This is a genomic window from Streptomyces sp. LUP30, assembly GCF_001746365.1.
In the GTDB taxonomy this organism is placed as follows: domain Bacteria; phylum Actinomycetota; class Actinomycetes; order Streptomycetales; family Streptomycetaceae; genus Streptomyces.
Genome location: NZ_MJAJ01000004.1, coordinates 196,408 through 222,712 on the forward strand (window position 1 = coordinate 196,408; position 26,305 = coordinate 222,712).

Below are 26,305 nucleotides of genomic sequence, written 5' to 3' on the forward strand. Positions count from 1 at the left end.
CGCGATCGCGGCGCGAGTCGCGCTAGACTGCTCGCGATCTTTGCAGGGCTACCGGAGGTGTCGTTCGTGGATTACCAAGAAGCAAGCACCGAGGTGGATCGCCTCTTGAGTGCTGAACTTGGATCGCTGGTCCACGGAGAGGGGGCATCAGTACGGCCGCCTGTTGTCCTGGGCTCATGGAGACTCTCGCCGGGCGACAAGGAGTTTCTGTCTGTCCACGGATTGCCGGCGCTTCCTTCCATGGACACGCTTCTGCGTGTCGGTGCCCTCTTCCAGTCGTCGAGTGAGCCGGAGTATGCAGGTCAAGGCTGGAATGGTTATGTGGTCGCGCAATGCGGAGATGTGCAAATCGTGGTCAGTGAAACGTCTGGCTCCGTGTTCGCCGTGCCAGATGTGCGCGACATGGCGCCGGCGCTTGCGCATGTACATCCGGACCGGATTCAGGATGAGTTGATTAATTCGCGACTCGCCGTCTTCGTCGATTTCTGTTGGCGTTGGTACTGGCTTGCTCCTCTTCTGGTGGATCAGCGTGATCGGGCCGACCGTGCCGAAATGGCTGCCTGGGAAGCCTCGAGAAAATCGGGCAGCAAGGCTGCAGACGTCGACTTCCATGCGCCCTATCGAGAACTCTGCTCCAGGGTTCGGGCCAACTTCCATGGAAAGGATCGCCTGTCGGTCGAGAAACCCCAATCGATGTGGTCGGTGATGATCGACGGCTTTGAGTAGCTGATCCGCCCAGGAGCGCCAGTCCTCGGTGACGGGGGAAAGGGATGATCTCTGGAAGGGTGCACCCTCGCGACCGCGAGCGGTGTATGCCAATGGCTCGGCAGAGACCGGGGGTACGGGTATGAGTGTCAGGCCGTCCTTGATCCAGGCCGGGCGAGTGGACTGGGGGTCTCTGCGCTGAGGGCGCGGCAAGACGGGAGCCCACATTCCCGAGACCTTCGCTCGTCTCCTCGAGGCGGGCACGCCCCGAGAGTTGACCGAGGCGTCCCTTGAAGGGCACGTGTACGTTCAGTGAGCCCATTCCAACTTCAGTCGACAGTCGATCGGTGCTGTGTCACGGACGTCTGGTACACCCTGGCTATGACGTTCTTGGTGGTGGTCGAGGGTGATGCGGGCGGATGGCGCATCGATTCAGATGCGCTGACAGAAGCGATCCGTGCCCGATGGTCTGAGGTTGAGATCGACTCGATGCACCGCAGTGAAGCACGCAGTCTCGTATGGCAGTTTCAGACGGAGAACGGCTCAGGTGAGGCGTACCTGCACGAGGACGGCACATGCCTGTACATGGACGTCTGGGAGGAAGATGCGATCTGGTTGGCGATCGTTTTCCGCGAGCTGACACCCATGGACCTTGACCTGGTGTTCTGCGATGAGGGTTATGCCTTCGACGTTCGTCTGCGGGCGGGCACGTCCGAGGCCGAATTGACGCACCTGGTGAATGCTGCGGATTGATCTCAGCCCGAGGCGGCGAGCTGGAGGATCAGGACGGCTTGGACGAGGCTAGTGATCCGGGTCGTCGCGCAGCGGAGCTTGCGGAGGAGTCGCCAGGACTTGAGGGTGGCAATGGCCCGCTCGACCAGTGCGCGGACCTTTGCGTGGGACCGGTTGACGGCCTGCTGGCCGGTGGAGAGGCTGTCCCATCGGCCACGGTAAGGGAGACGGACCGTGCCGCCTGCACCCTGATAGCCCTTGTCTGCCCAGCAGGTAATGCCGGCCTCGGCGAGTGCCTCGATGACGCCGTGCTCACGCGCGGCACGGACGTCGTGAACGGCGTCGGCCAGGGCTGGTGAAGCCCACTGTTGTTCGTGTCCGATGCGGGCGGGGGGTCAGGAGGGACGCACGCATTCTTAGGCACCGGCGGTCGACCGGAGCAGGGCAGCCCGCCGGAACCCGGGTTCGGGCGGACCGTTGGGGAGGTCAGGGATCAGCACAGACAACGATCCGTACCCCACCCCAGGCGGGAGACGTCCGTGTCCCTCAGCGCGCCGGAGTAGGCCTGTACCTCGTCCACGTCGCCATGCAGGTACTCGCCCCAGCCGTCGTCGGACCTGGCCCGGCCGATCTGGAGGGCACCGGTGCTGTGCCAGCCGTTGGAGAGACTCGCGGTCGCCTGGGCGTTGGTGTAGCCGTTGAGGTAGAGCCTGATCGTGTCGGTGGCGTCGTCGTAGACCACGGCGAGGCGCTGGCCTTGGCCCTCGCCACCGTCCGCGCCCACGATCTGGGACACCACCTTCTCGGGGGCTCCGGCCTCGTCTTTCTCCGGCATCACCAGTTGCCAGGTGTACGTGGACGGTTCGTAGCGCACCTTGAAGGCGTCGGTGTGCCGGCCAGCCTGCGAGAGCACGGCCATCGGGTGGGCGGGCTCGGCGTCTGCGAGGCGAACGACGACGCCGAGAGTGAAACTGTCCCCAGTGTCCACGACGGGCCCGTCAGCAGTGGCGTACCCGCTCTCGCCGTCCAGCACCAGATGCCCGTCACCGACGAGTGGCGGCGGCACGTAGGTGCAGTCCGGGTCGATCTCCGGAATGCAGGAACTGTCGGAGCCCCGGTAGATCGAAGCCCCCGCACCGAGCCGCAGCGGTGCGCCGTCCGACTGCTCGGGGCTCAGACCGCCCGTCGCGTTCTCCAGCGACCAGTGGCCGAGCAACTTCGGCTTGCGGCCTGCAAGTTTGGCTGCCTCGTCCGGCACCACGACCCGGTCGTGAACCTGTACGTCACCGATGTCCCCGTGCCACTGGTCCTCGTAGCCGGCAGCCCTGAGCGCGCGCCCGATCTGGAAAGCGCCTGCCGCTTCGGCGGGAGTCGCCTCAGCGGCGGTGCCGGCCTCGCGGCCGTTGACGTACAGTCGCGCCTTTCCGGTCTCGGCGTCGTACAGCCCCAGCAGATGGGCCCACTCGCCGGTCTCGGGGGCGCCGCCGGACACCTGTGCGCCGCCGATCGCGAACGACCAGGCGGCCCCGGAGTCCTGGCGGCGCAGCCCGAGGTCGAAGCCGGGCGTCCCATCGGCATCCTGGCTGACGACGGTCATGTTCCGGTCGGTTTCGGCGGGCCGTACCCACGCGCTCACCGCGAAGGTCTTACGGATGTCGGTCACCGAGGCGTCCGGGGTGAGAAAGCCGTGGCCGCTGCCGTCGAGGCCGACCGTGGTGGCGGTCGTGCTGCCTGTGGGCGCCGGGCCGCCGAAGGTCACGCCGGTTCCGGCACGGGCGGCGGTGCCGGTCTCGGCGGCGGCCGAGGTGGAGTCCGCCGGGTCGTCCAGCTTCCAGCGGTCGACTGGAGCACGGCCGGCCTTCACGTTGAAGTCGTAACGCGACTCTCCACTGCTTCGGCCCGACCGGTCGATGGCGTGGACCGTCAGCGACTTGGGTCCCGCGGAGAGCGGCAGGTACGGGATGGTCACAGCCGCGCCCGGCTGCGCCGCGGAGACGGTGTCGTAGGGGCCGCCCACGAGGCCGTACCTGTACGACACCACGTCGTCGGAAGGCGAGTCCATGGTGAAGTGGCCGTAGACGCCCACTCCGTCCACCCAGAAAACGTCCTCCGGGTTGGGGTATTCGGGAGAGGTGATCGTGGCCTTCTCCGGGCTCACGTCGTCGTACACGAACGAGCAGAGGGAGCCGTCGCCCTCGTCGCTCCACGCGGAGGTCGCCTTGCCGTCGTTTGCGCGGACATGCCAGGAGACGACGGTGTTCGCCGGGATGTCGTTCGGCATCGTCCAGTACTGGCGCGACCCCGAGGGGAGAATGATGCTGGTGAAGGTACGCTGCTGCTTCACTCCGGCCGCATCCGTCCACCAGGCTTCGAACTCGCCACTGACCGGGCTGGATTCGGAGGGCTGGTTGTCCTCCTCCGGGTCGTACAGCACCGCACCGAGCCTGGGCGGCGTCGAAACGTATGGCGTGTCGTCACCGGTCGCGCATGCCTTGCCTCCCGACTGGAGGTTTTGGACAAGCGGCTGATCCGGCGGCAGGTTGCTCACCGCGTTCGCCGTCCCGGCAGCCGTGGCCAACAGTGCCGCTGCGCAACTCCCCACCACCGTCCGTCTGCGTCTGCCTGTCCTCGTGAACCTGGTCAAGTGGCCCTCCCCTGTGCATGCTTGACGCTCGTGGATCACACGAGCGCCTGAAGCTAACAGAGCCCACTGACAGCACGGAAAGGGTTTCCCGGCCGACCTGTTCCACAACTTCGTTGTGGTCGAAGCAGGACAACCAACAACGCCGGGAATACTCGGCGGGGGCACGGAGGTGCGGGTTGCTGTTCGTGTTCGACCTGGGCCGCCGGGCAGTGATCCTGGTCGGCGGTGGCGAGCCGGGCAACTGGGCCGGCTGGCATCGCGGCGCGGTGCCCCAGGCGGAGCAGGCGTATGCGTAGCAGCATCGCGTTGGAAGGGAATCCACTGCGGGAGGGTTCCGTACCCTCGGCGATGGTCCTGGCCTCCCGTGCGCACCGCCTCGCCGAGCTGCGGAAGCGGCAGCACGCCACGCAAGTCCAGGTTGCCGAAGCCATGGGTGTGACCCAGGCCCGCGTCTCACGCATCGAGAAAGGTCAACCGGAGCGCAGCGAGGTCGACACCCTCGCCGCATACGTAAAGGCGCTCGGCGGCAAGCTGAAGATCGTCGCGGCCGAGTTCCTGGGCGCGACGCCCTCCGCGGCCGGCCTCGCCCGGCCGCTGCACCATGCCCCGAATGTGCTACTCATACCGGCACTGCCGACGCCGCTCACCTGAGTTCACCAAGGCGGTTGGCGAGATCACCCGCGACCCTCGACGCCATCGAGTCTCCACAGGGCGCCGCACGCGGAGTTGGCAGGCGACGGCGCTCAACTGCCGCACAGGCCAAGCGTGATGACCCATCGTGCGGCGTGCGACGGGTAGACCTTACGCGCCGCCACGGGCCGTCTCGCACCTACTGCTCACGAATATGCCCCCAAGGCGCCTTCGGATATCTGCACGGGCGACTTCACAGAGGCCGAGTTGGACGTCATCTTGGAGAAATGGAACATAGGTGCAAGATCAATGCGGCCGAGCGACTCGGGACATGAGCGTTGAATCAACCCCTGGAACGCCCGTTGTCATTCGGTTCGTCCGGCATGGCGAGAGTTTCACCAACACAAGACGGCTTCTGTCCTACCGTGACGCTGACCTGCCGCTCACCTCCTGCGGACGGCAGCAGGCGGCGGCGCTCGCGGACCGGCTCGTGGGTGAGACGACGATCTTTAGCTCGCCACTGGTCCGTGCCGCCCAGACCGCGCGGATCCTCGGCCGGGGTGCTGCGTTGGTCCGGTTCGACGAGGGACTGCGCGAGCTTGATGTGGGCCATTTGGACGGCCGGGACGATCCGCGGTCCTGGGCCTTGCACGACTCAGTGCTCGCCCGCTGGGACGCCGGCGACACGGCAGCGGCCTTTCCGGGCGGAGAATCGCTGGCTGAGGCCGCCGCCCGCATACTCGCCGCCCTCGGCCGGTGTGCCGCCACTCGGCCATCCCCGCTGGTGGTCTCGCACGGCGGAGCGATACGTGCCGCGCTCCTCCAGATCTCTCGGGGGGAGACCGTCTTGCGACATCTTGGCAATTGTGTCGAGCTCCATCTCGCCTGCCACGTCGAAGGCGAGAGAATTCGCGCCATGCAAATCACACGAGAACCCGCACGTCACGATGGTGCTGGGAGGAAAGAATGCGCGTGGGAATCGACTGCAGGCGGATCTGGGGAAACGGCGTCTCCCGGCTGACCCGAGACTTCGTGGGCGGGCTCATCGATGGTGCGCCCGAATTTGATCTCGTTCTGTTCGGCGACCGCGGGGAGCTGGGACTGTGGGCCGAGCAAGGCGCCGAGGTCTGCGACTATCCGCTGGCCAAGTACTCCGAACGCGATATCCATGGACTTCCGCTGATCATCGAGGCGGCGAGGGTGGACTCCTTCCTGGCCCTTCAGTACTACGTGTCGCCGCTGATCCCCTGCCGACACATCCGCTTCCTGCATGACACCTATCCGTTCATGGACGGGGTTCCGCTGGCGACGCTCGAAGAATGGCGACTGCGCTACGGTGAGCGGGACCTCGGCCTCCTGCTGACGTACGTGCGGGAACGTATGCCCGCCTCTACAAGCGGGCAGGAACCCGATGTCCAGGACGTCTACAGGGTGCTGTACGCCGAGGGCGTCGAGAGGGCCGACGTGGTGCTGTCGGTCTCGGATTCCTCTGCACGCCGACTGCGTGAACTGTTTCCGGCGCACGCCGCGAAGATCAACACGGTCTACCCGTTCGCCAGCTCGAAGTTCCACGACGCAAGCGGCTGGAAAGGCCCTTTCGACGCGCCCTGGCAGATCCTGCACATCGGTAACTTCGAGCCGCGCCGCAACCAGCTCAGCCTTCTGCAGGCGGTGGAGTCGATGTACCGCTGCGGCGTCCCGGTGACTCTGACACTGGTCGGACGTTCCACCGGCAATTACAGGGATTACGCTGCACAGGTCCATGCGGCGATCGGCCGGGGCGTGGCTGGCGGCTGGATCAATTATCACTACTGGATCAGCGACGACGAGCTCATCGACGCCTACTGCAGGTCGGCCGTACTTGTCGTACCGTCCTGGTGTGAGGGATTCGGCCTGCCCGTGCTGGAAGCACTGACCCTAGGAGTGCCGGTCGTCGCGGTCCGCTCCGACACCTTGCAGGAGGTCTGCGACACCGCAGCTCGGTGGAGCGAACCGTCGGCGGAGTCCCTGGCGCGGACGCTCACTGCGGTGCTGTCGGAGCCCTCGATACAGCGGGGCCTCAGTCAGGCGGCGCTGCGGCAGTCCAGCAAGTACCAGCGGGACGTCACCGTGGATCGGCTTCGCTTGGCCCTACGGGGTTTCTGATGGATGTCCGTGGAGGAAGGAGCGGCGTCTGCGGTGCGTACGATCGGCGTGCGCTGTGAACGGTCATGCGGCGGAGCTCCCCGTCCGCTTGCGGCGAGCGGCATGGTGGTCCCCGCTCGGGCGAAGCCGAGGGCGGAGGACGCTGTGACGCCGCGGCGATCCATCAGAAGTCCCTAGGCCCCGGCCTCCTTCCGTGTAGGTAGAAACGCCCCGCGCGGGCGGTCACCGTCCGGTACGGAGTCGTGCTTCGGCGATCCGTTTTTCCATGTTCCCTGCCCCTGCGGTGTCTTCGGCGATCCGATAGGAGCGTAGAGCTTGCTCGAAGCAGTAGACCGCTTGGGGCACATCCTCCAGTGCGAGATGCGCGTCGCCCAGCCCAGCGAGGGTGCCCCCCGCCATGCTGTGGTCGCCATCCTCGCTGAAGCGTTGCAAGGCGTGCCCAAAGTGCTCGATCGCGGCCTCCGGGCAGCTGAGGCCGAGCTGGCACATGCCGAGACGGAACAGGGTGTGGCCCTCTCCGTGTCGGTCCCCGCCTTCGCGGAACTGATCCCGTGCCCGCTCGTAGTAATCCAGAGCCTCGGCATGGCGCTCCATACCGGTGAGCGCGTTACCGAGCCCGTTGAGGGTGTGGCCGATGCCATGTGCGTCCTCGCACTCGACGAAGCGGTCGAGCGACCTGAGGAACAGGTCTAGGGCGCGCTGATGGGAGTCGACCGTGAAGTACACGTGGGCGAGCCCATGCAGTACCCGGGCCTCGGCGTGTCGGTCGCCCAACTCCTCGAACAGAACCAGAGCCTGCTCGTGGCTGGCGATGGCCTCGGCATGACGGACGAGCCCGCCATAGGCATCGCCCAGCCCATAGCGCACCCTGGCCTCGGCCGCGCGGTCGCCGCATGCAACAGCCGCGTCCAGGGCGACGAGGTGGGTCGCAACGAGGTCGGCAAGGTGCCGCCTGCGGAAGTAGGCGACGTATAGGGCCACCGGGATCTTCCAGGCGTGCTCCAGGTGGCCCTCGCGCGCTGCCGTCCGGATCACGTCGAGGAACGCCGGCCGTTCACGGTCGTACCACGCCAGCGCAGACGACAGGTCGGCAAAGATCGGTACCGCTTGCCCGGTGCCAACGACCGAAATTATCTCTTCCGGTTCCCGTGCGGCTGGGACGCCGGTCTCGTCCCGTTCCTCGGTCAAGTTCGGCGACCAGAGCAGGCGGTCGAGCGCCCGGGCATGCTCCAAATACCAGTCGAGCATGCGCCGTTCCGCCGTGCGCCGTTCCCGCTTGGGCTCGTCGTTCATGCAGCACTCCAAGGAGAACGAGCGGAGTAGGTCGTGCATCCGCCATCTACGGGGGCCCTCCGGGGCATAGGCTGCCCCCACGGGTAGGTGCTCCTCGATCAGGCAGGCCGCTGCGAGTCTGTCCAGCAAAGACTCTGCCATGTCGGTCCGCAAACCCGCCAAGGCGGCGACCACCGGCGTCGGCACGTCGGTACCGCCGGATAGGCCGAGCAGTCGGAACAGCCGGGCCTGCGCGCGGGGCAGCACCTGGTAGGACCAAGAGCAGGCAGCGCGCACGGCGCTGATCCCATCGTCGTCGTCCGTGCTGAGGTAGTCCAGGCCCCGGGCCTCCAATCGGCGCGCGAGCTCGGCCAGTGACACCCCCGGCTGGGCGATACCGTGGGCAGCCGCGATACGGAGGGCCAGCGGCAGTCGGGCGCAGCGGTGCACCAACTCGCCCGCTGCCTGTAGCTCGCGGTCGACCCTTCCGGCACCCAGCACTTCCCGCAGCAGCTCCAGGGCTTCCGGCTCGGTCAGTACATCTAGGTCAAGGCGTCTCGCGCCCTCCCGAGCGATGAGTCCGTCCAGCCGACTCCGGCTGGTCACCACAACCGCTCCGTTCGCACCGCCCGGCAGGAGCGGGCGTACCTGCGCGGCATCCCGAGCGTTGTCGAGCATGACGAGGACGTCGCGCGAGCCGAGGAGGCTCCGGAAGAGCGCGCCGCGCCCCTCGATATCCTGCGGGATGAGTTCGTCTGTGGTGCCGAGAGCGCGCAGAAACGCGCCGAGCACTTCGGAGGGATCGACTGCCGATCCGTGTGGGTCGAATCCACGGAGGTCGGCGTAGAGGTCGCCGTCGGCGAACCGGTCACGAGCCTCGTGCGCCCAACACAGAGCCAGCGCCGTCTTACCGACGCCAGCGGTCCCGGAGATAACGCTGATGGGCGCTGCCCTCGGCTCACCGGGGGAGTCCATCCAGCGAAGCTCATTTCGCCGGCCGACGAACCGGGAGACTTGCCGAGGCAACTGGCGCGGCACCACTCCGACCCGGAGCTGCCCTCCCGCATCCTGGGGACGCCCGGGATACGCCCTGGGCGACCGGCCGCTCCGGCGCTGCTGCCGTTCCGCCCGAGCCCGCTCCCACGCCTGCTCCCACCAGTCATCGGGCTCGGCGACGAACCCGGGAGTCGTCCGGCGAGCCCGGCCCCGCAGGAACACCACCAGCCACCGCGCGGTCCTGGCCTCGGCTGGGACGTTCTTGCCGTTGTACCAATCGCTCCACGACGACGAGGTCACCTTTACCGGCGGGTTTTGCGCGGCGGCCTGCCGAATGATCGCCGCGCCCGTTGGCTGGGCCGCAGCGTTCCACAGCACACGCAGCGCCCGTGCCCACATCCCGGTCGCGTCCAGCGGCTCGCCCATCCCGCTGCCCCCTTTGCCGGACCGGATTCCGGACCGGAACCATCCCGGAAACCGCGGGACCGGCCTCCGCCCCGAGGCCAATAGCCTGCCCTGCGCTACCACCAACGCGGAGCAGAACCGGAAAACCGTCCGGACCGGCCCCATCGACAGCGAACGGCCACGCACCCCGCATGGCCGGCAAACCGTAGAGGGGGACCTCATGTTCGACCGTCAGTTTCTGCGCCGCCTGACCCACACCGCCGTCCAAGTTGCCGTCACCGCCGCCGCCACCGCAGCTGGCTCCGCCCCCGTCCAGCTGGCCATCTGGTGGGTCACCCACCAATAACGTCTCGGGACCGCCCAACACCACGAGGTCCTGCAGGCCTTCGCCGAGGTGTGCAGGACCTCGGACTTCCGTGAGGCCTCGTCCCTGATTACAGGGCGGAGCATCTGCGCGTTGGACGGGAAATCCGCTGTGCGAACGTTCCATCCTTTGGCCGAGCTGGGTGGACGCGGCTGCTGCTCTGGTAAGCGTCTAACTCATCGACCTCCAGGGGCCATTGAGGGGCCACAAGGACAGGAACAGACCGACAAGCACTGCACAGGGTTGACACTGATCAGCACGTCTGACCTGCAAGAACGGCGTGATTCGGCAACGATCGGCAAGGGCCGTCAAGATCCCCAATTCCTCGCGGCTGCGAAGGCTGACGCACGGTGCTTCCACCGGAACGTCGGCGGGGCTCCGGCTCTCAGATGACCGGCGGCCTGCCGGTTCAGGGGCGGGGTGGGGTTCCGAGGAACCGGTGGAGGGAGGTCGTCATGCTGGTGACGAACATGTCGCGGGTCGGGTCGTCGAGGTGGTCGAGGGACAGGTAGGGGTTGAGGTCTTCCAGCTCGACCAGGAGCAGCTCACCCTCCTGGGTGCGGCAGGCGTCCACGCGCTGGATGCCGTGGTCGAGGGTGTTCCAGTCGATGAAGCGGCGGGCGAAGTCGAGATCGGCCCCGGTGGGCCGGTAGGGCTCGAGGACCCAGCGCCGTTCGGGGTCGGGGGCGTGCAGGGCGTACTGGAAGGCGTCGTCGACGTAGTAGAACGACACCTCGTAGCGGAAATCGATCCGAGGCTGGACCAGGACGTCCCCGTAGGCGAGGCCGGCCAGTTGCTCCCGGGGCACGAAGCTGAGGCCGATGGAGTCCGCCCCTGCCTTCGGCTTGACCGCATACTGGTCGACCTCGGGCAGGCGGCCGAGGTCCTGGGGCCGGTCGACGGTGGGGATGACCGGGTATTCGGCTGCGGTCAGGTCCAGCAGGTATTGCTTGCCGGCCATGTCGGCCCGGCCGGACAGCGGGTTGTAGACCCGGGCGCCCCGCGCTGCGGCCTGGCCGCGGAAGGCGTCGTATTCCTTCTGGTAGTGCAGCACGGGGCCGCTGTTGCGGACCACGACCGCGTCAAAGGCGTCCATCAGAGCGGCGGCGTCCAGCGGATGGCACAAGGCGATGTCGAAGTCGTTCCGCAGCCGCGACGACAGGAAGATGTCCTCGTCGCAGTAGCGCCGTCCCCGTGCCTCGTAGGCGAGATCGGTCACGAACAGAACGCTGGGGCGGTCGGGCACGGGACATCTCCTGGGTCGGTGGCCACCAACGTACCCAAACCGTCGGACACCCTCCGGTGCCGGGCGGGCCAGCCGATGGCCGATCACTCTCGGTGGCCGACACGGCCGCGGCCGGGACCTTCGGCGGTGTCGGAGGCGGTCCCCGCCTCACGCGCGGCCATGTCCGCCGGCAGGCTCTGGATCGTCTGGTGGTGAGTCCACAGCGGGCGGGCCCGGTCACGAGCGGGTAGGTGACGAGCATGGCCCAGCGGCTTGACAGGCGCTCGAATCGGAGGCCTGCCCCGCGAGGCCTCGGTCGCGGTCGCCTCCGGCTGAGGCGACCGCGACCGGATTCGTCAGCCGACATTGCCTACTGCAGGGCGCTCGCCGGGATGTTGGGGTCGTCCGTGAACGACGGCACGACGATCGCCTTGATGCCGTCGTGCGTGAACGCGTCCACGGCGGCGATTTCCTTGCCGTGCTTCTTGGGTGGGTGTGTCCCTCCACCGTGCTCCGCGCCGGCGGGGTACGGCTGCCGCTCGGCGGTCACCGTGCCTGCCGGCATGGGCGTCGGCGACCGTCTCGCGGCGGATGTGCGGTCAGCGGTCGAGGAAGGTGTTCACCTCGGTGCCGAACTTGACGGCGTACTGGTAGAGGAAGCCGTGGCCGGCGTCCGGGTAGATGTGCAACTGGGCGTTGGGGAGGTACTTGGCCAGCAGGTGGGAGTTCTCGGCGGGCATCAGGATGTCGCTCTCGCCGTCGGCGACCAGGACCGGCTGGAAGAGGGACTTCAGGCGGACCAGCCTGGACTTGTCGGTGATGCCCCATTCGGACCACGCGGTGAGCTGGTGATCGCGGGTGGCGAGGCTCGTGGGGGTGTCGGGGTCGGTGGTGCGCTGCCCGAGGCGTTGCAGGAACTCCGCTCCCGCGGCCTGGCTGGAGGCGGTGTTCTTGAAGAACAGGAAGAGATAGTCCTCAGGGCCGGGATCGTCCTTCAGGGTCCTCTGCAGGATGTCGGGGTCGGTTGCGCGCTGGTCCACTCCACCCTGGGGACCGGTGGCGGCCAAGACGACGCGGCGGACCTGCCAGGGGCGGCGCAGGGCGACCTCCTGGGCGACCTCGCCGCCGAGGGAGAAGCCGAACAGGTCGTAGCGTGGCAGCTCGAGGGCGTCGATGAAGTCGATGGCGTCCAGGGCCATCTGCTGGTCGGTGCTGGGGGTGATGCCGGTGGAGCCGCCGACGCCGGCGTTGTCCACGAGGATGACCTCGCGCTCGGCGGCGATGGTGTCGATGAGCTTGGGGTCCCAGCCGTCGATGTTGCCGCGGAAGTGCTGGAAGAAGACCAGGGGCACGCTGTCGGCCGTGGGGTGGCCGAAGCGGCGGTACAGGTAGGTGACGCCGTTTGCGGCCTTGACGCGCAGGTTGGGGGCGGTGCTGGCGCTCACCGCGTTCCGCGTCTGGGTGACCGCCTGCCGCGTACCGCTGGAGCTGCCGCTCACGGCATTGGCCATGCTCGGCGCCGTGGCGGCGACAGCCGCGACGAGCGACATGGTGGCCAGCGCCATCGCGGTGCGCCGGGAGCCACGGGTAGGCCGGTTGGTTGAGGACATGCGCATTCCTTGAGTCGGGCCGGAGGTTTCCCCGGCGCGTCGAACTTGCCGTGCGCTTCGTGTACGGGTGTCTGCGGGGCGCACGGACCGTGGAGCTGTTCCTGACCCGGCGACCTCGTCAAGGCGGGCCCGTCGCCGTAGGTCTGAAGGCCCCGATGGGTCCTGTGGGCGGTCGAGGTGCGGAGCGGAGGTCATGGCCTGCGCGAGTGTGGGCGAGCTGGGGGCTGGGACCTGGGAGCTGGGGCCTGGGAGTGACGACGCCGGTGATGCGGGGGAGGGGAAGGAACTCCCGCATGATCGACATGCCCAGAACCTAGGGAGCGGCCGTGTCGTCGGGCGTCATCCTGAGCGCCCGGCAGGGTCATCCGTCAGGCCGACACCGAGTCGCCGCCGGGGCGAACCGGTCCGCTCTCGTGGGCCAGGACGGCGGCCGTGTCCGGGCCGTCGGTCGCCCCGCCCCGGCCCGATCCGATCCGATCCGACCGCCCGTTCCGTACTCAGCCGGTGCCCTTCGGCAGCGGTTCGTCCAGGAGGAAGTCCCTCAGCAGCGCGGTGTAGCGGCCGGGCTGTTCGCCCGAGATGGAGTGTCCGGCTCCCTTGACGGTCACCAACTCGGAGCCCCCGAGGGTGTGTTGGTACTCGGCGGTCACGGCGGGCTTGATGAAGTCGCACTCCCCTCGCATGATCAGAGAGGGGACGTGCAGGGTGCGCAGACGGGGCCGGGGGTCGGGAAGCCGCTCGAAGTCCTTGACGGTCATCTGGTTGCTGTAGAAGCCCTGAGGGTTGTCGTGCGCCGTGGTGTGCGGAGCGTCCTCGCACGAGGTGCTGTCTTTTCCCGGTAGGCGACGTTCTCCGCGAGCAGATCGGGGAGCCGGTCCCACTCCAGCCCCGCGACGATGCGTCGCCACTCCGTGATTCCCGCCTCCGCCGCATGGTGCGGCCGGGCCGTCTGCGTGTCGGACATGATGTCGACGTCTTTCCGTTCGGTTTCGGCGGAGGGGTGATCGGCGCGCTTCTCACCGGTCTCACCGAAAAGGAGGCGACGCGGATCGGGCGTCTCCGCGAGGGGACGTGCTCAGGCCTGTTCGTTGATGAGGCCGGCGTAGTGGCCCAGGTCGCGCTCGATCTCCTCGAGACCGATCTCGGCGATGGCCTTTCCGAGCTGCGGCACGCGCGCCTGGAATCCCGGCCAGTCGACCGATTCCGCGAACTCCGCCCAGGACGCCCGCAGGTCGGCCACCGGCGGCAGGGTCGACCGGTTGATCTGTGCCTTGGCGGCCAGGACGGACTGCTTGTCGAACGAGGCGATACGCGCGGCCACGCCGCTCACGAGGTTGTCCAGTTCGGTGTCGGCGACGGTCCGGGTCACCCACCCGTACCGCTCGGCCGTGTCGGCGTCGAAGTCCTGGCCGGTGAGGATCGCTTCGAGCGCGCGGTCCCGCCCCAGCAGCCGGGCCAGACGGTCGCTGCCGCCCCCGCCGGGGACGATGCCGATCGCGACCTCGGGCTGGCAGAAGAACGCCTCCTCGCGGCTGGCGTAGCGCAGGTCGAAGGCCAGGGCGATCTCGTCCCCGCCACCCCTGGTCCGCCCGCGGACGGAGGCGATGCTGATGAACGGGGCACTGGTCAGGCTCGTGACCAGGTCGACCCACGTCGGTGTCCCGTCGGCGCTGTTCAGCGCCAGGAGGTCGGCCACTTGGCCGAGATCGGCGTGGTTGTAGAAGTACCCGGGCGTGCCGCTGTCGAAGATGACGACCTGAACCTGCTCGTCCCGGCTCAGCTCGTCGACGACGTCGGCCAGTTGAGCAACGGTGTCCGCCCCGACGACGTTCACCGGCGGATTCGAGAAGGTGACCTTGCGGATCTTCGGCGCCACTGTCCCGATGCTGAACATGCTGTGCTGCGTCATGGTGTGCTCCAGTGCAGAAATTCTGACGGTGCTGAGCGGAAGTCCCGGTACCGCTGTGCCGGCCTGTCGGCGAACACCCGGTTCAGTTCGACCGCCACCAGCCGTGCCCTCGGCGTCAGCTGTCGCAGGATCGCGCCGGTGAGTCGGGGGCGGCGCAGAAACTCCCGCATGATCGACATGCCCCGAATCTAGGTACCGGCCGTGCCGTCGGGCGTCCTCCCCGGCGCCCGACGGGGTCATCCGCCAGGGCGAACCAGTCCGCTCTCGTAGGCCACGACGACGGCCTGGATGCGGTCACGGACGTGCAGTTTGGCGAGGATCCGGGCCACGTGCGTCTTGACCGTGGTCTCGCCGAGGAACAGCTTCTCGGCGATCTCCCCGTTGTTCAGCCCGCGGCCGACCAGACACAGCACCTCCCGCTCACGCTCGGTGAGGGTGTCGAGGCGGGCGTCGGGGAGGGGGACGACCGCGCCCGTGACGTACCGGTCGATGAGACGCCGCGCCACGGAGGGGGCGATCATCGTTTCGCCGCGCAGTACCCCGCGGAGCGCGACGAGCATCTCGGCGGCCGAGGTGTCCCTGACGAGAAAGCCACTGGCTCCGGCACGCAGCGCCGCGTAGGCGTACTCGTCGCGGTCGCAGGCGCTGAGCACCAGGACGTGGGTCCCGGGCAGTTCGGCACGCACCTGCGCGGTTGCCGAGATGCCGTCCAGACACGGCATCCGCACTCCCATGACGACGAGGTCCGGGCGCAGCGTGAGTGCCTGCGCCACAGCGGACTCGCCGTCCCCGGCCTCGCCGACGACAGTGAAGTCCGGTTGGCTGTCGACCACCCCGCGCAGTCCGGCCCGCATCAACTCCTGGGCGTCACAGATCAGTACGCCGGCCGTCGTTATGGCGCCCCGCCTCCCGACACGGCCACCTGCTCCCGCCCGCCGGTCGGCTCATGTCCGGCTACCGGATGCGGATGGTCGGGGTGGTCGCGGGCACCGGCGTGGAGGGCGGTCTCAGCGCCGGACGGCTCGAGAGCGGGTGTCCGGGCGGGGCCCCTGTCGGCACCCCCGTCGGCTCCGGTGGCGAGGGGGCGCTGGTGGACAGGCTCATGAAAATCCTTCTGTTGAAAGGGGGGTGGGGAGGGGGAGAAGGCATGCCGGTCTCATCGGACGACCCGCCGATGTGCCATGCCGGCCGGCAGACCGGCCGCGTGCGTCGGAATCAGGTGATCGGGTCAGGGGTGTGGACGGTCCGAGGAGCCGGCTTCCCCTGCGTATCGTCGGTCGGACGGCGCTCTTCGAACGCGGCCAGTGCCACGACGATCACGGCGGCGACGACCGCCGCCAGGCATGCCGGGGCCATGGGCGTGAGCAGGCCCGCGACGACCAGGGCGGACAGCGCGAGCAGCCGTGGCGAGAGCAGCTCGTCGAACAGGGTTGCCCCGTGCCACACCTGGGGGACGAGGTAGAGGGCCGGCCCGCCGAAGAGCAACAGGTTCGTGGTGATGCCGGCGTGGTCGACGGGGTGGACGATGACACGTTCATCGGCGACGGCGACGGCGATCAACCCGGCGACGGAGGCCATGAGGCTGATGACGCCGCTGCGCCCGGCCCGCATGGGGTCCTCGGTCCGCTGGAAATGGCGCACGACGCGCTCGGAGCGGCTGAAGAACAGCCAGAACAGTGCGACCGTGCCGGTGAGCGCGACACTGCCGGTGAGCAGGGTCATCGGCTCGTACGGTGCCGCGGTGAGCGCCGTGCCGGTGGTCATGACCGTCTCGCCCAACGCGATGATCACGAACAGGCGGCCGCGTTCCAGCAGGTGCCCGCCGGCGAAGCCGATCTGCCGGGACTCCAGCCTGCGGCCGGGCAGCGGGTGCGCCGTCCACGTGCCCGCCAACTCGATCAGCAGCGCCGCGGCCCACCACGCCAGCCGCGCGCCGCCGCCGACCGCCGCGCCGGTCACCCACAGGGGAGCGGCGGCGACGAACCAGACCAGAACGCGGACGAAATGCTCCTGGTTGACCTCGTCGAGGCCGACGGTGAGCAGCCATACCGTCCGCCCGATGTGGACCAGCAGGAAGGTGGCGACGAAGAGCCAACCGGCGTCGCTGAAGGCTCGCGGGATCGCGGCGTTCATGAAGAGCCCCACGAGCATGACCGCGAGCAGCATCCGCCGGGTCCGTGGGTCCTCGGCCGGGACGAGGGTGACCGCCCACGTGGTGTACGCCCACGCTGCGTAGACGGCGAGGTAGAGCACGAGCGTCTGGGCGGCGCCGGTCCACGTCGGGTGCGCCAGCAATCGGTGTGACAGCTGGCCGATGGCGAAGACGTAGACCAGGTCGAAGAACAGTTCCAGGGGCGTGACCTCGCGGCGTGCCGGATCGCTGGTCGACTCCACGGTGGGTCTCCTCGTTCGGGGAGGCTTTCCGACTCCCTCGGTGTCGGGCTTCGTTCAGTGGTCAGTCGGCGAGGAAGGACGTCACCTGGGCGGCGAATTCCCTGGCGTGCTGGAAGAGGAAGGCGTGGCCGGCGTCGCTGTAGGCGACGAGAGTGGCGTCAACGAGGTCCTGCACGGCGGTGTAGGCCGCCAGCGCGGGGATCATCACGTCCTGCATGCCGGTCGCGTAGAGAACGGGCTGCCGGATGGCCGCCAGCTCTGCCCGCACCTGCTCGAAAGGGATCGACGCGTCCTTCTGGATCGCGGCGATCTGGCCCATGGCCGCCGCCTCGGACACCTCGGGAAGCCCGCCGGCCAGCCGGGTGGCCACCCTGGCGAGGTGCGCGTACCCGGCGGCGCGCCCGGTGTCCGTCTCCGGGAAGAACAGGAACACCAGGTCGTCCCCCGTGACCTCGGGCTTGGTCATGGTGGCCCGCACCTTCGGGTTCGGGTCGGGTGCGCCGGGCACCGTGCCGCCGGGACCGGCGGCCGCCACGACCAGCCTGCGGACCAGGTCGGGCCGTCGGCGGGCGATGTGCTGGGCGACGGTGCCGCCCAGCGTCCAGCCGAGCAGGTCCACCTGCGTGAGGCCGAGGGCCTCGATGAACTCGACGGTCCCGTCGGCGAGTCCCTCCACGGAGTCGGCCGGAGTACCGGTGGTGTAGCCGGTACCGAGGTAGTCGAAGACGATCACGTCGCGTTCGGCGGCCAGGTGGTCCAGGAACTCCGGGTCCCACCAGTCGAGGGTGCCCCGGACCCGGTTCAGCAGGACCAGCGGGGTGCCCCCGGCCGGGCCGAGGCGCCGGTAGGTGAAGGTCGCGGAGGGACCGTCGACGGTGAGGTCCTCGGCCGCGTCTGCCAGGTAGGTGCTCATGTCGCTTCGCTTTCCTGTCGCTGTCGCTGTCGCTGTCGTCTGGAGGTGGGGTCTGAACGTCAGGTGGTGGGCAGGCGGTTGAGCTTGCGCAGCTGCTGGTCGAACATGCGGGTGGGGACGATGCGGCGCATGGTGCGGACGCGGCCGGTGAGGGCGCCGGCGGTGTAGCGCAGCTTGGGCTTGGCGTCGGTCGCGGCGGCGACGATCTCCTTGGCGACGACGGCGGGGGCGTCGCCGTCCTTGACGGCCTGGGCCATGTACTCCTCGAAGACGTGCCGCTGGTGGGCGTAGACGTCCAAGGGCTGGTCGGGGCGGACGCTGGCGGCGTCGAACGCGGTGCTGGTCCAGGCCGGCTCGACGAGCAGGACCCGCACGCCGTACTCGCGGACCTCGTGGTCGACGGACTCCGAGTAGCCCTCGACGGCGTGCTTGGAAGCGGCGTAGACGGCCATGTAGGGCTGCGGCATGAACCCGACGATGGACGAGATGTTGATGACGCGTCCGCTGCGTGCCGCGCGCATGTGCGGCAGGACGGCGTTCGTCATGCGGATGACGCCGAAGACGTTGATGTCGAAGAGGCCCTGCGCCTGCGCGGCGGAACTTTCCTCGGCGGCGCCAGCCGAGCCGATGCCGGCGTTGTTGACCAGGACGTCGATGCGCCCGAACCGGTCGATCACCTCGCCGACCGCGGCGGTCACCGACTCGTCACTGGTCACGTCGAGGTCGAGGAAGGTCACGCCCTCGATCGGGGTGACGTGCGCGGTGTTGCGGCTGGTGCCTACCACTTCGTGGCCTGCCGCGGCCAGTGCGAGAGCGGCTGCCTTTCCGATTCCGGAGGACGCGCCCGTCACGAGGGCTACCGGTCGTGTCGTCGCCATTGTGGGCTCCTTGCTCAGGGGGTCGGTTTCGTCGTTGTCGTGATGGAGGGCTCGCGATGCCGGCGCCGAGCGATCCTCAATCGGTTTCACCAATGTATCAGTTTTCAAGTCAATGGCAACACGGAAGCATCAATTAACCGGCTACCGGTAGCATTCACGTATCCCCTACAAGGGGACGGGCAGCGATCAGACAGGAGACAGACATGGGCCGAGCACTGCGGGCAGATGCCGAGCGCAGTGTGCGCGCGATTCTCGAGGCGGCTGAACAGGTCTTCGCCCAGGACGCCGGCGCCTCCATGGAGCAGGTCGCCGAGGCGGCGGGGCTGACCAGGATCACCGTTCACCGCCGGTTCGCGAACCGGCAGGCGCTGCTGGAGGCGCTCGCCGTCTCCGCGAAGCAGCAGCTCATCGACGCCATCGAGGAGGCCCGGCCGCAGGCCGCCCCCGCGCTCGTGGCACTGCACCGGGTGACGGCGAACGTCCTGCGGGTCAAGAACACCTGGCGGTTCACCCTCAGCCACGCCGCGGCTCACACTCCCGCCGCAGCCGCCCTCTGGGGTGAGATCGACACCCACACCGTCGAGCTCATGAACCGGGCGCAGCGGGAGGGGCTGATCGCTCCGGACGCAGACCTGGCGTGGACGCGGCAGGTGTACTACGCCCTCCTCGGCGAAGCCGTCAACGGGCCCGGCACGGAGCAGGATCCTGCCGCACAGGACCCGGACGCCCTGGCCACGCTCGTCATCGACACACTCCTGCACGGCGCGGGGCCGCGTGGCTGAGTCCGCAACGGGCTGACGCGGACGCGCGGGGCGCCGATCGGCTCCCCGCGTCGTCGAAGCCTGGCGGCGGCGTCCGGCGGTGGTGTCCTGGTCGGCCGGGCGGCGGGACGGGCAACAAGGTTCCGGCAAGGTTCCGGCAAGGCTTCCTGTCCATTGTCGTCATGTGCACCGAGGCGGCCACGCCGGCCACCGGAGCGGAAGGTCCCGACGGCGCACGTTTATCGCGCATCTGTGTGAGGCGCGTGGGACGAGGGAGAGGGAATCCATGCGAACGACACGACGGGCAAGCCTGGCTTCGTTGGCGGCAGTGGCGGCGCTCGCCGTCCCGGCGGTGGTGGGGGGCAGCGCAGGAACGGCCTCGGCGCAGGTTGCGTCCAAGACGGTTGCCGCCGAGGTCGCGTGCACCGGCTTCACCAACGTGAGTGTCGGTGGCGGTTGGTACCTCCATGTGCCCTCGGCGGGTTCAGGAAACTACAACTGCGTCGTGGCCCGGGGGATGAACAGCCTCCCGGTACTCGTCGTGCAGGAGAGCCTGAACGCCTGCTTCGGCCAGGGCATCGCGGAGGACCGGGACTTCGGCTCCGGCACCGAGCAGGCGGTGAAGAACGCCCAGACGCAGATCAACCGGAACGCGGGCAGCCACGTGCTGGACGTGGACGGCCGCTTCGGCCCCAAGACCAGCTCCAAGTTCCTTTTCCAGGCATACGACTACACCAACGGCCAGAACGGCAGGCACACGGGCGTCTGCTACACGCGATAGTCCCTGACGTGTCCGCGCGGCGGCCCGCCGTGCGGACACGCCGCCTGCGTTCGCGCGGGCCCCTCGGCCGGCTGTCGGTTCACAGGACGCCGAGCGGAACCTGCTCAGGGGACGGTCGGCAGGCCGAGGCGGCGTAGCCGCACGCGGATGCCGTCCGAGCCCGGGACGCCGAGTTCGTCGAGGATGTCCGCGGCGCGCCGGGCGGCCCGCCGTGCTGCGTCGGCCTCGCCGGCGGCCCGGAGGCTCTCGCAGAGGTGGGCGAGTACGTCGGCCTCGTAGTAGCGGTCCCCGAGACCGTGGAACAGCGCGACGGCGTTGCGGTAACAGGTTGCTGCCCGGCGGTGGTCGCCGAGGTGATGGTGGGCGTAGCCGAGGCTGTCCCAGGTGTCCGCCTGCCCGTCCCGGACGCCGAGTTCGGCGAAGAGCTCCAGCGCCTGCCCGCAGCACGCGAGGCACCGGCGGTGGTCGCCGAGCTGCGCGTGATACCAGCCGACCGAGTTCAGGGCCCGGGCCTGTCCGGCCCGATGACCCAAGGAGGTGTACAGGTCGAGGGCCTCCTGGGCACAGGCCAGGGCTTCGGGGCAGGCGTCCCGCCGGGCGTGCAGGCGGGCCAGGTCGAGGTGGGTGTGCGCCAGCTCCGTACGGTTGCCGAGTCCTTGGTGGAGATCCAGGGCGCGGGTGAGGTGGGTGAGCGCGTCGTCCAGTCGCATCAGGCGGGTGCAGGCACGGCCGAGGCCGCTGCGGGCCTCGGCTTCCCCAACCCGGGAAGCCGAGCGCAGGGCGGCGTCCAGGGCGGCCTCCTGCGCTGCGGCCCAGTCGGACCAGTGGCCGCGTCGCTGAAGAAACGTGGTCAGCGCGCGCGTCAGCTGCCAGGTGGGGGCATCGGGCGCCTGCGTGGTGACGCCCGACCGGTGCGCCACCGCCAGGAGCACAGGGTGCTCGGCTGTGAACCAGGCGAGAGCCTCCCCGTGGTCCGCGGCGTGCTCGGGGGAGACGCCGGGGGCCGGGGGCGGCAGCGCGATCGGGTCGCGGTGGGGATCCAGCATGCGGTCCGCGGAGTGCGCGGAGTGCAGGTAGTGGCCGAACAAGCGGTCTTCGGCCGCGTGCGTCTCACCGGCTGCGTCCGCGGCGCCGGCGAGTTCCGCGGCGTACATCCGCAGCAGGTCGTGGAGCACGTATCTGCCGCGCGAGTGCTCGGTGACCAGGCAACTGTCGGCCAGCGCGGTCAGCAGCCGGCCCGCGTGCCGGACGGGGAGCCCGGCCAGGCTCGCGGCGGCGGGCACGCTGATGTCCGGGCCGGGGTGAACGCCGAGCAGCCGGAACATCCGGGCGGCCTGGGGATGCAGGGTGCCGTACGACCAGGAGAACACGGCGCGTATGTCCGCCCTCGTGTCCTCGTTGCCGAAGCTGTCCAGCCCGTCGGGGGAGTCCTGGGCGTCCCGGAGTTCGGCTGCGAGCCGTGCCAGGCTGAGCCCCGGCTCGATCGCCGCGCGGGCCGCCACGATCACCAGGGCCAGCGGCAGCCGCGCGCAGCGGCTCACGATCTCGTCCACCGCCAGCGGTTCGGACATCACGCGCTCGGCCCCTGTCCGGCGAGCGAGCAGCCGTCGGCACTCCGCCGCGGGCAGCACATCCAGGACGAGACTCCGGGCGTCTTCGAGGGCGATCAGGCCGGAGAGCCGGTTCCGGCTGGTCACCAGGGTGAAGCACCCCGGACTGCCGGGCAGGAACGCCCGTACCTGCTCGGCGTCCCGTGCGTTGTCGAGCATCACCAGCATCCGCCGTCCCGCCAGCATGCTCCGGTACAGCCCGGTCTGCGCCTCCGGGCTGACCGGCATGTGCTGCGGGAGCACGCCCAACGTCTCCAGCAGCCGGGGCAGCGCCTCCGCCGGGGTCACGGGTGGCCGCGAAGGCTCGAAACCATGGAGGTTCACGTAGAGCTGGCCGTCCTCGAACCACTCGGCCACCCGGTGGGCCCAGTGGACGGCCACAGCCGTCTTCCCGACGCCCGCGGTCCCGGAGAGGGTCGAGACCACCGCCACCGCGGGGCCGCCCATGCCCTCCGCGAGGATCTTGTCGAGCTGGGCCAGCTCCTCCTCCCGGCCGGTGAAAGCCGGTACGTCCAGGGGCAGACGCGCCAGAACCGGCACGGACCGCGGTCGGGCCGAAGGCAGCGGATCCGTGACCTCGGCCGGCTCGGGGGCTCCCCGCAGGATCTCCCGGTGGAGTCGCCGGAGCTCGGTCCCCGGATCGGCGCCCAGTTCGTCGGCCAGGCGCTTCCGGGTCCGGGCGAAGCACTCCAGGGCCTCGGAACCGCGCCCCGCCTCGTACAGCGCCCGCATCAGCACGGCCACCAGCGGCTCCACGAGCGGGTGTTGGTCGATCAGCTCGGGCACCCGGTCGATCACCACCGCGTGGTTGCCCACCGCCGTCTCCGCGTGGGCCCACGCCGTGACCGCGTCCAGCCGTTGCCGTTGCCAGGTGTCGCGCATCCGCGACACCCACTCCCCGGACAGTCCGGCGAGCGGCTCCCCGCGCCACAGATCCAGGGCCTCGCGGAGTATGGTCACCTGCTCGGCGTGGCCCCGGTCGGCTCTGCGGGCGTCGGCGACCAGGCGGTGAAACCGGTGGAGGTCCACGTCTTCGGAGTCGACGTCCAGCACGTAACCGCCGTTCCGCCGAAGCAGGCCCTGCGTGCGGACGGCCCCGGTGGCCGCCAACACCCGCCGGATGCGGGCCACATGGGCGTACAGCGCCTGACGCGCCCCCTCCGGCGGATCCTCACCCCACACACGCCTCATCAGTGTCTCGAGCGGCACTGCCCGGCCGGCGTCCACCGCGAGCGCCGCCATCACGCTCCGCCGCTGCGGAGGACCTACGTCGATCGGTCCTCGGCCCCATAACTCGACGGGCCCGAGAAGTCTGAACGTCACCACGACAACCCCCGGCGATCAGACGCGCACACGCTCCGCACCTTCCCCTGGCCGGTCAGCCCCTTCACCGGCGTCGCCTGGCGGCACTCCCCAGGCACCAGGGCACGACACACGCTACGCGCGCGTAAGACAGCCCGACAAGGTTCAGGTCAGCCCCAGGTCTTCCCCAGCACCGGGCGGGTCCACGCCCCTCGAGCCGACGTCGGCCGCACCGGCGGACACGGACCGCCCCACAGCCCAGCGTCTCTGGCCCTTCGGCGCGGTGTCGGGAGGCAGTTGGGACGCGAGGACAGGAACAGACCGACAGAGACCGACGGGCAGAGAGATGGCGCACCCCGGCCCGCCAGCAGAAACGTCATGGACGGCTGCTGATCGGCAAGGGTCGTCAAGATCCTCGAAGGTCTCGAAGCGGCGGGGCTGCCGCATCGGTCAGTCCGTCTTCGTAGACGGTGAAGCGTGCGGGGAGAGGGCCTGTTCGGCCCAGATCGTCTTGCCGGTGTACGTCTGGCGAGTGCCCCAGCCCTGGGTGAGCTGAGCGACGAGGAGCAGCCCGCGGCCGCCTTCGTCGAAGGTGCGCGCGCGGCGGAGGTGGGGGGTGGTGTTGCTGCCGTCGGAGACTTCGCAGATGAGGTTGCGGTCGCGGATGAGCCGGAGCTGTATGGGGGGGCCGCCGTAACGGATGGCGTTGGTGACGAGTTCGCTGACCACCAGTTCGGTCACGAAAACGGCTTCGTCCAGGCCCCAGGCGGCCAGCTGCCGGGTGGCGTCCTTACGGGTCCGGGCGACCGCTGAGGGATCGGGCGGCACGTCCCAGGTGGCGACATGGGCCGCGTCCAGGGCGCGGGTGCGGGCGATCAACAGCGCCACGTCATCGGCGGGGTGGTCCGGGAGAAGCGTCCGGAGCACGGTGTCGCAGGTGCTCTCCAAGGACGGAGCCGGCCGGGCCAGCACCTTGCGCAGTGCGTCGAGACCTTCGTCGATGTCGCGGCCGCGGGCCTCGATGAGGCCGTCGGTGTACAGCGCGAGGATGCTTCCTTCGGGCAGCTCGATCTCGGTGACCTCGAAGGGCAGGCCGCCCAGCCCGAGCGGCGGGCCCGCGGGGATGTCGGGGAACACGACGGCGCCGTCCGGCGTCGCCAGCGCGGGTACGGGGTGGCCCGCGCGAGCCATGGCGCAGCGCCGGGAGACCGGGTCGTAGACGGCGTACAGACAGGTCGCGCCGATGTCGCCGACGACGCCGGCCGTGTTTTCGGCCTCGGCGGACAGGTGGATGACCATGTCGTCCAGGTGGGTCAGCAACTCGTCGGGCGGAAGGTCGACGTCGGCAAGGGTGCGCACGGCGGTACGCAGTCGTCCCATCGCGGCCGAGGCCTGGATGCCGTGGCCGACGACGTCGCCGACGACGAGCGCGACCCGGGCGCCGGACAGCGGGATCACGTCGAACCAGTCGCCGCCGACGCCGGCTTGCGCGCTGGCGGGGAGGTAGCGGGAGGCGACGTCGACGGCGGCCTGCGGGGGCAGCCGCTGCGGCAGGAGACTGCTCTGAAGGGTGAGGGAGGTGCGGCGCTCGCGGCTGTAGCGGCGGGCGTTGTCGATGCAGACGGCGGCCCTGGCGGTGATCTCCTCGCCCAGGAGCAGGTCGTCCTGCTCGAAGGGTTCCGGGTGCCGGTGGCGGGAGAACGTGGCCACGCCGAGGGTGATGCCGCGGGCGCGCATCGGCACGGCCAGCACGGAGTGGAAGCCGTAGTGCCGCATCCGCTCGGCCCGGTCCGGGGTCTGGCTCGCCACCCGGTCCATCGCGGAAGCGGTCACGTTCTCGATCAGCGGCCGGCCGGTGGTCAGGCACCTGGCCGCAGTCGAGTCGTCCGGGTAGGCGGCCACCGTTCCGCGTTCCACCACGACCTCGGGGCAGCCCTCCAGGACGGACTGGTAGGCGACACGGCGCAGCATGACGGGGCTGGGCGGCGAGCCCGCGAGCGGGTCGTCGCCGCCCTCGATGGCGGGAAGCAGGTCGACGGTGACGAAGTCCGCGAGTTGGGGGATGGCCACATCGGCGAGTTCCTGCGCGGTCCGGGCGAGGTCCAGGGTGCTGCCGATGCGGATGCTGGCCTCGTTCAGCAGGGCCAGCCGTCCTCGGGCCAGGTGCTCCTCGGTCACGTCGTACGCGGAAAGGAGCACTCCCCGTATCGTTCCCTCGGCGTCCCGCACGGGGGTGAGCAAGGTCGTCCAGACGCTCTGGCTCTCATGGCCCGCCAGGTGCAGGGACTGCTGCAGATGCTGCTGTTCGCCGGTCTCCAGCGCCCGCCGCATGCACTCTTCCGTGCGGTCGCTCTCCGGGTCGACCACGATCTCCGATACGCGCAGCCCCTGCATCGCGGCTTCGGGCAGACCGATCACCCGCTCCATGTCCGCGTTCGCCCGCCGCAGCCGCAGGCCGGTGTCGTAGAGCGCCGTCGTGAGCGGGGACCGGGTGAACGCCCACATCACCAGCGCGTCGTCCGGGAGCGGCGACGCCGACCCGGCCAGGGGGGAGACCAGGAGCCACTCGCCGCCCCCTGTCTCCTCGCCGTCGGGCTCCCGGCGGTGGGCCAGCAGGTTCACTGCGAGACGGTGGCCGTCGCGGTGCAGGAGAGTCGCCGTCCCGGCCCACCGCCGCAGCGTTCGCAGGGAACGAAGCGTCTCGGCGGGCGGCTCCCCTACGAGCAATGACGCCGCGGGCCGGCCGACGACCTCCGCGGACGGGTATCCGAGCAGCCGCCGTGCCCCCTCGCTCCACCAGGTCATGATGCCGTTCGAGTCCACGCGGGCTCCGGCCGTGGCCGACTCGTCGATGGGGTCGTCAGGCCGCCACGCCGCCCGGTCGTCGCCGGCGGTGCCAGAACCCGTCATCGCGTTCATCCGCCCTCGCTTCGGTCTTTCCACCGTGCGTCCCGGCCCGGCCACGAGCAACCTAGAGAGATGACCGGACATATATCATCGATAACGGCATAAATGTAAAAGATAGACCA

The 26,305-nt window shown here is 69.3% G+C and carries 22 protein-coding genes and 1 pseudogene; 8 read left to right on the forward strand and 15 right to left on the reverse strand.

Annotated elements, in window-relative coordinates; translation table 11 throughout:
* Nucleotides 1-66: 66 nt before the first annotated feature.
* Both BG482_RS40615 and BG482_RS40620 read left to right on the forward strand, forming a co-directional pair.
* Complete coding sequence (locus BG482_RS40615; RefSeq protein WP_176741314.1) at nt 67-726, forward strand: SUKH-4 family immunity protein; 660 nt, start codon at nt 67-69, stop codon at nt 724-726.
* A 360-nt stretch (nt 727-1,086) separates the two neighbouring features.
* Nucleotides 1,087-1,458 (forward strand): hypothetical protein, encoded by a 372-nt coding sequence (locus tag BG482_RS40620; RefSeq protein WP_079141616.1) that lies wholly within the window; start codon nt 1,087-1,089, stop codon nt 1,456-1,458.
* A 2-nt stretch (nt 1,459-1,460) separates the two neighbouring features.
* Here the strand turns inward: BG482_RS40620 and BG482_RS40625 are convergent.
* Nucleotides 1,461-1,802, reverse strand: a pseudogene (locus tag BG482_RS40625) (transposase family protein); the annotation flags it as partial.
* Between the two features lie 128 nt (nt 1,803-1,930).
* Nucleotides 1,931-4,042, reverse strand: coding sequence for a LamG domain-containing protein (locus BG482_RS05895; RefSeq protein WP_069767777.1), 2,112 nt, complete (start codon nt 4,040-4,042; stop codon nt 1,931-1,933).
* A 327-nt stretch (nt 4,043-4,369) separates the two neighbouring features.
* On the opposite strand from BG482_RS05895, the gene BG482_RS05900 reads away from it, so the two are divergent.
* From BG482_RS05900 to BG482_RS05905, 3 genes are all read left to right on the forward strand, one after another.
* On the forward strand, nt 4,370-4,732 hold the full coding sequence (locus BG482_RS05900) for an XRE family transcriptional regulator (protein WP_079141617.1): 363 nt from the start codon (nt 4,370-4,372) through the stop codon (nt 4,730-4,732).
* Between the two features lie 310 nt (nt 4,733-5,042).
* A complete protein-coding gene (locus tag BG482_RS46070) occupies nt 5,043-5,732 on the forward strand; it encodes a histidine phosphatase family protein (RefSeq protein WP_079141618.1) in 690 nt (229 codons plus the stop codon).
* On the forward strand, nt 5,678-6,856 hold the full coding sequence (locus BG482_RS05905) for a glycosyltransferase (RefSeq protein WP_069767778.1): 1,179 nt from the start codon (nt 5,678-5,680) through the stop codon (nt 6,854-6,856). The genes BG482_RS46070 and BG482_RS05905 overlap by 55 nt, the downstream gene beginning before the upstream one ends.
* 222 nt (nt 6,857-7,078) lie before the next feature.
* Here BG482_RS05905 and BG482_RS05910 read toward each other — a convergent pair whose 3' ends face one another.
* Nucleotides 7,079-9,550: a tetratricopeptide repeat protein gene (locus tag BG482_RS05910; RefSeq protein ID WP_069767779.1), complete on the reverse strand. Its 2,472-nt coding sequence runs from the start codon at nt 9,548-9,550 to the stop codon at nt 7,079-7,081.
* A 199-nt stretch (nt 9,551-9,749) separates the two neighbouring features.
* Between BG482_RS05910 and BG482_RS44990 the strand changes: the two genes are divergently transcribed.
* A complete protein-coding gene (locus BG482_RS44990; protein ID WP_256096274.1) occupies nt 9,750-9,875 on the forward strand; it encodes a hypothetical protein in 126 nt (41 codons plus the stop codon).
* A 427-nt stretch (nt 9,876-10,302) separates the two neighbouring features.
* Here BG482_RS44990 and BG482_RS05915 read toward each other — a convergent pair whose 3' ends face one another.
* The 10 genes from BG482_RS05915 to BG482_RS05955 all read right to left on the reverse strand — a co-directional run bounded on the left by BG482_RS05915 (nt 10,303) and on the right by BG482_RS05955 (nt 18,822).
* Nucleotides 10,303-11,139, reverse strand: coding sequence for a hypothetical protein (locus BG482_RS05915; protein ID WP_069767780.1), 837 nt, complete (start codon nt 11,137-11,139; stop codon nt 10,303-10,305).
* 349 nt (nt 11,140-11,488) lie between these two features.
* The gene (locus tag BG482_RS05920) at nt 11,489-11,683 is read right to left on the reverse strand and encodes a hypothetical protein (protein ID WP_069767781.1); all 195 of its coding nucleotides are present in this window, start codon (nt 11,681-11,683) and stop codon (nt 11,489-11,491) included.
* A gap of 34 nt (nt 11,684-11,717) precedes the next feature.
* Nucleotides 11,718-12,728 carry an alpha/beta fold hydrolase gene (locus tag BG482_RS05925; RefSeq protein ID WP_256096275.1) on the reverse strand — a complete coding sequence of 337 codons (1,011 nt, stop codon included), beginning with the start codon at nt 12,726-12,728 and terminating at the stop codon, nt 11,718-11,720.
* A gap of 497 nt (nt 12,729-13,225) precedes the next feature.
* On the reverse strand, nt 13,226-13,486 hold the full coding sequence (locus BG482_RS05930) for an alpha/beta fold hydrolase (protein ID WP_069767782.1): 261 nt from the start codon (nt 13,484-13,486) through the stop codon (nt 13,226-13,228).
* A 317-nt stretch (nt 13,487-13,803) separates the two neighbouring features.
* Nucleotides 13,804-14,637 carry an enoyl-CoA hydratase/isomerase family protein gene (locus BG482_RS05935; protein WP_069767783.1) on the reverse strand — a complete coding sequence of 278 codons (834 nt, stop codon included), beginning with the start codon at nt 14,635-14,637 and terminating at the stop codon, nt 13,804-13,806.
* Entirely contained in the window at nt 14,634-14,816 is a 183-nt protein-coding gene (locus tag BG482_RS43375) for a hypothetical protein (protein ID WP_141746546.1), read from the reverse strand. Before BG482_RS43375 ends, BG482_RS05935 begins: the two co-directional genes overlap by 4 nt.
* Before the next feature lie 57 nt (nt 14,817-14,873).
* Nucleotides 14,874-15,533: a response regulator transcription factor gene (locus BG482_RS05940; protein WP_079141619.1), complete on the reverse strand. Its 660-nt coding sequence runs from the start codon at nt 15,531-15,533 to the stop codon at nt 14,874-14,876.
* 319 nt (nt 15,534-15,852) lie between these two features.
* A complete protein-coding gene (locus BG482_RS05945; protein WP_069767785.1) occupies nt 15,853-17,031 on the reverse strand; it encodes a low temperature requirement protein A in 1,179 nt (392 codons plus the stop codon).
* A gap of 61 nt (nt 17,032-17,092) precedes the next feature.
* Nucleotides 17,093-17,944: an alpha/beta fold hydrolase gene (locus tag BG482_RS05950; RefSeq protein WP_069767786.1), complete on the reverse strand. Its 852-nt coding sequence runs from the start codon at nt 17,942-17,944 to the stop codon at nt 17,093-17,095.
* A gap of 59 nt (nt 17,945-18,003) precedes the next feature.
* Nucleotides 18,004-18,822, reverse strand: a complete 819-nt coding sequence (locus tag BG482_RS05955; RefSeq protein WP_069767787.1) for an oxidoreductase — start codon at nt 18,820-18,822, stop codon at nt 18,004-18,006.
* A gap of 203 nt (nt 18,823-19,025) precedes the next feature.
* Between BG482_RS05955 and BG482_RS05960 the strand changes: the two genes are divergently transcribed.
* Both BG482_RS05960 and BG482_RS05965 read left to right on the forward strand, forming a co-directional pair.
* Nucleotides 19,026-19,604 (forward strand): TetR/AcrR family transcriptional regulator, encoded by a 579-nt coding sequence (locus BG482_RS05960; protein ID WP_069767788.1) that lies wholly within the window; start codon nt 19,026-19,028, stop codon nt 19,602-19,604.
* 265 nt (nt 19,605-19,869) lie between these two features.
* Nucleotides 19,870-20,364, forward strand: a complete 495-nt coding sequence (locus tag BG482_RS05965) for a peptidoglycan-binding protein (RefSeq protein ID WP_141746547.1) — start codon at nt 19,870-19,872, stop codon at nt 20,362-20,364.
* 104 nt (nt 20,365-20,468) lie between these two features.
* Here the strand turns inward: BG482_RS05965 and BG482_RS05970 are convergent, their stop codons facing one another.
* Both BG482_RS05970 and BG482_RS05975 read right to left on the reverse strand, forming a co-directional pair.
* Complete coding sequence (locus BG482_RS05970; RefSeq protein ID WP_069767790.1) at nt 20,469-23,300, reverse strand: BTAD domain-containing putative transcriptional regulator; 2,832 nt, start codon at nt 23,298-23,300, stop codon at nt 20,469-20,471.
* 426 nt (nt 23,301-23,726) lie between these two features.
* Nucleotides 23,727-26,195, reverse strand: coding sequence for a SpoIIE family protein phosphatase (locus tag BG482_RS05975; RefSeq protein ID WP_079141620.1), 2,469 nt, complete (start codon nt 26,193-26,195; stop codon nt 23,727-23,729).
* Nucleotides 26,196-26,305: the final 110 nt, after the last annotated feature.

What these genes read in the sequence shown, in the direction of transcription:
- BG482_RS40620 (WP_079141616.1), top strand. Translation starts at nt 1,087, where the DNA reads ATGACGTTCTTGGTGGTGGTCGAGGGTGATGCGGGCGGATGGCGCATC.
- BG482_RS05900 (WP_079141617.1), top strand. Translation starts at nt 4,370, where the DNA reads ATGCGTAGCAGCATCGCGTTGGAAGGGAATCCACTGCGGGAGGGTTCC.
- BG482_RS46070 (WP_079141618.1), top strand. Translation starts at nt 5,043, where the DNA reads ATGAGCGTTGAATCAACCCCTGGAACGCCCGTTGTCATTCGGTTCGTC.
- BG482_RS05905 (WP_069767778.1), top strand. Translation starts at nt 5,678, where the DNA reads ATGCGCGTGGGAATCGACTGCAGGCGGATCTGGGGAAACGGCGTCTCC.
- BG482_RS05910 (WP_069767779.1), bottom strand. Translation starts at nt 9,550, where the DNA reads ATGGGCGAGCCGCTGGACGCGACCGGGATGTGGGCACGGGCGCTGCGT.
- BG482_RS44990 (WP_256096274.1), top strand. Translation starts at nt 9,750, where the DNA reads ATGTTCGACCGTCAGTTTCTGCGCCGCCTGACCCACACCGCCGTCCAA.
- BG482_RS05920 (WP_069767781.1), bottom strand. Translation starts at nt 11,683, where the DNA reads ATGCCGGCAGGCACGGTGACCGCCGAGCGGCAGCCGTACCCCGCCGGC.
- BG482_RS05925 (WP_256096275.1), bottom strand. Translation starts at nt 12,728, where the DNA reads ATGTCCTCAACCAACCGGCCTACCCGTGGCTCCCGGCGCACCGCGATG.
- BG482_RS05930 (WP_069767782.1), bottom strand. Translation starts at nt 13,486, where the DNA reads ATGACCGTCAAGGACTTCGAGCGGCTTCCCGACCCCCGGCCCCGTCTG.
- BG482_RS05935 (WP_069767783.1), bottom strand. Translation starts at nt 14,637, where the DNA reads ATGACGCAGCACAGCATGTTCAGCATCGGGACAGTGGCGCCGAAGATC.
- BG482_RS43375 (WP_141746546.1), bottom strand. Translation starts at nt 14,816, where the DNA reads ATGTCGATCATGCGGGAGTTTCTGCGCCGCCCCCGACTCACCGGCGCG.
- BG482_RS05950 (WP_069767786.1), bottom strand. Translation starts at nt 17,944, where the DNA reads ATGAGCACCTACCTGGCAGACGCGGCCGAGGACCTCACCGTCGACGGT.
- BG482_RS05955 (WP_069767787.1), bottom strand. Translation starts at nt 18,822, where the DNA reads ATGGCGACGACACGACCGGTAGCCCTCGTGACGGGCGCGTCCTCCGGA.
- BG482_RS05960 (WP_069767788.1), top strand. Translation starts at nt 19,026, where the DNA reads ATGGGCCGAGCACTGCGGGCAGATGCCGAGCGCAGTGTGCGCGCGATT.
- BG482_RS05965 (WP_141746547.1), top strand. Translation starts at nt 19,870, where the DNA reads ATGCGAACGACACGACGGGCAAGCCTGGCTTCGTTGGCGGCAGTGGCG.
- BG482_RS05975 (WP_079141620.1), bottom strand. Translation starts at nt 26,195, where the DNA reads ATGAACGCGATGACGGGTTCTGGCACCGCCGGCGACGACCGGGCGGCG.